The organism is Methanobrevibacter sp., assembly GCF_045577275.1.
Taxonomy (GTDB): Archaea; Methanobacteriota; Methanobacteria; order Methanobacteriales; family Methanobacteriaceae; genus Methanobrevibacter.
Genome location: NZ_JAZNIB010000282.1, coordinates 1 through 4,324, shown reverse-complemented (window position 1 = coordinate 4,324; position 4,324 = coordinate 1). Strand labels below are relative to the sequence as shown.

Annotated in this window: 4 protein-coding genes; 3 read left to right on the top strand and 1 reads right to left on the bottom strand. The window is 33.1% G+C overall.

What is annotated here, in order from left to right:
- Window positions 1–159 precede the first annotated feature (159 nt).
- The 3 genes from ACKI67_RS08245 to mtnA all read left to right on the top strand — a co-directional run bounded on the left by ACKI67_RS08245 (window position 160) and on the right by mtnA (window position 3,070).
- On the top strand, window positions 160–1,203 hold the full coding sequence (locus tag ACKI67_RS08245; protein WP_407463031.1) for an NAD(P)-dependent alcohol dehydrogenase: 1,044 nt from the start codon (window positions 160–162) through the stop codon (window positions 1,201–1,203).
- A 564-nt stretch (window positions 1,204–1,767) separates the two neighbouring features.
- A complete protein-coding gene (locus ACKI67_RS08240) occupies window positions 1,768–1,893 on the top strand; it encodes a hypothetical protein (RefSeq protein WP_407463030.1) in 126 nt (41 codons plus the stop codon).
- A gap of 217 nt (window positions 1,894–2,110) precedes the next feature.
- Window positions 2,111–3,070, top strand: coding sequence for an S-methyl-5-thioribose-1-phosphate isomerase (gene mtnA / locus ACKI67_RS08235; RefSeq protein WP_407463028.1), 960 nt, complete (start codon window positions 2,111–2,113; stop codon window positions 3,068–3,070).
- A gap of 49 nt (window positions 3,071–3,119) precedes the next feature.
- On the opposite strand, the gene ACKI67_RS08230 is transcribed toward mtnA, so the two are convergent.
- Window positions 3,120–4,217, bottom strand: coding sequence for a class I SAM-dependent methyltransferase (locus tag ACKI67_RS08230; protein ID WP_407463027.1), 1,098 nt, complete (start codon window positions 4,215–4,217; stop codon window positions 3,120–3,122).
- Window positions 4,218–4,324: the final 107 nt, after the last annotated feature.

The following is a 4,324-nucleotide window of genomic DNA, read 5'->3' as shown; positions in this document are numbered from 1 at the left end:
ATTAAACATGGTTTAGTCTTTTTAAAAATTTTTGTAAATATTTAAATATATTAATAAAGATATTATTAATTAAGTTTATTTTAGATTTTGTTGAAATTTTCAATCAACTTAATTTCATTGAATTATCATTTAATGAATAATTAAAATAGAGGGATAAAAATGGCAGGAACAATGAAAGCTTGGAGAATAAATGAATTAGGAAAACCTCCTGTAATGGAGGAAGTACCTATACCAGAACCTACTTTTGGAGAAATCTTAATTAAAATGAAAGGTGCAGGAATGTGCAGAACTGACCTTGAAGTTATTGATGAAGGATTCATTACAGTTCCCTTTGAAGGACCATTCACATTCGGTCACGAAAATGCAGGTGAAGTTGTAAAACTCGGACCTGGAGTAGATACTGTAGAGGTTGGTCAAAACGTTATTGTAGACACATTGCATGCATGCGGTAAATGTCAATACTGTCTTTCAGGACGTGACAACTTCTGTGAAGTTGCAAGTGCACGTGGTCTTAAGGAAGACGGAGGTATGGCAGAATATATGATTGCTGATGCAAGAGAAGTTGCTCCTTTAGGAGACCTTGACCCTACAGAATATGTGGCATTAGCAGATGCAGGATTATCTCCATATGGTGCTGTTCAAACTGCAAAACCATTCATTCCAAATAATGGTACTGCAGTGGTTATCGGTGTAGGTGGACTTGGATTCTACTGCTGTCAATACTTGGCTTTAACAACCTCTGCTCGTGTTATTGTAGTTAACAGATCTGCTGAAAAAATGGCTAAAATGGTTAACTATGGTGCTGACGAATTGGTTGTATTGGATGACAATGCATATGACAAGATTATGGAACTCACTGACGGCAAAGGTGTAGATGCCGTATTTGACTTTGTAGGTAGAGACAACACTTTAGAACTTGCAGCACAAATTACCAAAGGATTAGGTCTTATTTCCATTTTAGGTCTTGGTGGAGGAACACTCCCTGTAAGCTGGACCACAGTTAAACCTGGTGTAATGGTAAGATTGACTCAAGGTGGAACCATCACTGACCTTTATGAAATCATGGACTTGGCAAAAGCTGGAAAAATCAAGGTCGAAGCTCAACAATATCCATTCAGCAAAGTTCTTGATGCTCTTGATGACTTAAGAAACGGAAGAGTTGAAGGAAGAGCTGTAATCACCTTTGAAGAATTTGACGAATAGATTTATGAAGGACTTTATGTCCTTTTTATCTTTTTTTTACTTTTTTTATTTAAATTTTTATGTATAGTTTACTATATGTTAAAATAAGCTTATTTGTTCATTTATTTTTCATTTAAAGCTTTAATAATTCTTTATTTTCCAAAATATTTATATACTACTTTTTATATACTATTAATCACAAGTTTGTTGTTGCCGATTGTTTCTCAATGAGCCAAAAACAAATTTGCTTATTCAACTATGTGCTGATAATTTTGTGGTCATTAGGGAATGTGGCCACATTAACAGCTTTTTCTTTTTTTAGATTTTATCTTTTTAGTTTTTTTTAACATTTACTTTTTTGTGTTTTTTTCACTGTTGTGAATATGTGTATTTATGCTTTAATACTTTTTAATCTTTTAATTTTTATGTTTTTTCGCATTTAAGTCAATATTATATCTTATTTTCCTTATATTATAATTGAGAACATTCTTTTCTTAATTAGAATATGGTATTCCCTTTTAGCTATATAAAAAATACTAAAAGAAACATAGGGTTGAATTTATATGGCTGAATTTTGATGGATCATTGAGTACAATCGGCAGTCCATTCAAGATTCTTCTAAAGGAGGGAGATGCTATGGAACTTTTCTATGAGGGTATCATATATATCTTATTAGGTATCCTTCTTATTATCATAGGATTCTTCATCTAATCATTTATTTGAATATGAATTGACATACAGTTGAAGTTTTTAATAGTTCTTTTGAGTATGTTCTTTATTAATTTTCTTAATCTGATTATTTGGAGGGTGTTCTCATAGTATATTTAAACTATTTTCATAATAACTTATTTATTTAAAAAAGACCAATATTTTATTGTATTTTAACAATTTTATTTATAGATTCAATTATTCTTATCATGTGATTATTATGAGAACTTTAGAATGGGAAGACAATAAACTAAAGCTTATAGATCAAACCAAATTGCCAGATGAATTGACTTATGTCTATTGCAGCACTTACCAAGAAGTTATAGATGCAATCAAGACAATGGTTGTTCGTGGAGCTCCTGCTATAGGTGTTTCAGCTGCTTTTGGTATGGCTCTTGCACAAATTGCTGGAGAAGATATGGAAAAGGCAGCTACTGAAATGAAAAATGCAAGGCCAACTGCAGTCAATCTTATGTGGGCAGTTGACAGAGTCATGAAAGCGGACAATATGCTCGATGAAGCAATGGCAATGGCTGGCGAAGACATCAATACAAACTTAGCTATTGGCGAATATGGTGCTGAGCTTATTGATGATGGAGATACAGTTCTTACTCACTGTAATGCAGGTGCACTTGCATGTGTAGACTATGGTACTGCACTTGGTGTTTTCCGTTCTGCATTCAATCAAGGAAAGGACATTCAAGTCATCTGTGATGAAACCCGTCCAAGAGGACAAGGTGCAAGCTTAAGCGTATGGGAAATGCAACAGGAAGGAATCCCTGTAAAATTGATTCCTGATGTGGCAAGCGGATATCTTATGTCAATTGGAAAAATTGATAAAGTCGTTATTGGTGCAGATAGGGTTGCTCATGACGGTATTGCAAACAAGATAGGTTCATTTATGGTAGCTCTTGCTGCTAAAAGATTTGACATTCCATTCTATATTGCAGCTCCATTCAGTACCTTTGATAAGGAGATTTCAATCTTTGATACAGTTATTGAAGAACGTGATCCTAATGAAGTGATCTATTATGGTGGAGCAAGAATATGTCCGGAGGGAACTGAAGTCATCAACCCTGCATTTGATATAGTTCCTAAAGATTTGATTACAGGAATCATTACAGAAAAAGGAGTAATTGATTTAAACAATTTAGAAAAGGACTTTAAGGATCTTTTCTAAATCATTTCTTTTTTTATTTTAATTATTTTAATTATTTTAGTTATTTTAGTTATTTTTTATCAGTAACCTTGCAGTCAATCGCTACATGCCACATTCCAGGGCTTGATGATTTAACTTTACGTGTATTGAGTATCTCAACATCCTTATTTTGCTTTTCACAAGCTATTTGTGCTCTTTCTATTCCTTGTGAAAATCCATCGGAAAATTCATAGTAGTGAATGACTCCACCATCCTTGCATAATGAAACAGCTAAATCAAGGAATTCAGGTGCTAATCCTGGAAGATTCATAATGAGTCTATCGAATTTTTTATCCTTCAATTCATTTTTTGCAACTTCATTTGTATCTCCACAAATTGCAGTGATGTGAGCATTCGGGGCCAACTTATTTAACTTGATATTCTCATTCAAGTACTTAATCGCATATTCGTTAATGTCTACAGCTGTTATATTCACATTCTTCTCATGAGCTATGACAATTGGAAATGGGCCAATTCCTGCAAACATGTCAAGAATCTCCTCTCCATCCTGTGTTGCTTCTTGGACTCTTTTCCTTTCAGTAGCAAGTCTTGGTGAGAAATAAACGTTTTTTACATTCAATTTCAATCTTGTGCCATGTTCCTTATGGATTGTGATGGGATTGTCTTCTCCAGCGATAAGTTCAAGTTCCCTAACTCTTGTAACACCCTTAACTGCACTTTTTTTCATATACACAGTTTTTCGTTTGGTAAACTGTAGGGTTGCTTCACCAATTTCCTTTTTATGGGCTTCAAGATCTTCAGAAATCTCTACAATGACAACATCCCCAATGATGTCAAAGGATTTTTTAAGTTCTTCGATTTCTTCTTCGGTTAATTTGTCTTTAAGAAGTTCAGTTATGCTTCTTGGAAATCTCTTTACAGTTTCGAGGTCTTCATCTTGGTTTAAATCGATTATTTCAATTGTATAACCTTCATTTATTTTAATGATTTCCTCTTTGCACTCTTCCATTACTTTTGAAAGTATTTCGTCCTCTGTTCCTTCTTTAATTGGAATATGTCCGAAACCATTTTCGACTTTAATCTTATAGTCAAAGTCAATAATCTTATGATTTAGCACAATTTGTCTTGTTGCCTCTATATTCTGTACTGGAATTTTTATGGTTAACATAGTATCTTCAATTAAATTGCTTGGATGATTAATAATTTTACTATATATTCTATATACTTGTATTTTTATCAATCATTATTTTATTTAAATCGATAGTTTTTTCTTAT

Coding starts and splice junctions, on each gene's coding strand:
- ACKI67_RS08245 (WP_407463031.1), top strand. CDS start 160: ATGGCAGGAACAATGAAAGCTTGGAGAATAAATGAATTAGGAAAACCT.
- ACKI67_RS08230 (WP_407463027.1), bottom strand. CDS start 4,217: ATGTTAACCATAAAAATTCCAGTACAGAATATAGAGGCAACAAGACAA.
- mtnA (WP_407463028.1), top strand. CDS start 2,111: ATGAGAACTTTAGAATGGGAAGACAATAAACTAAAGCTTATAGATCAA.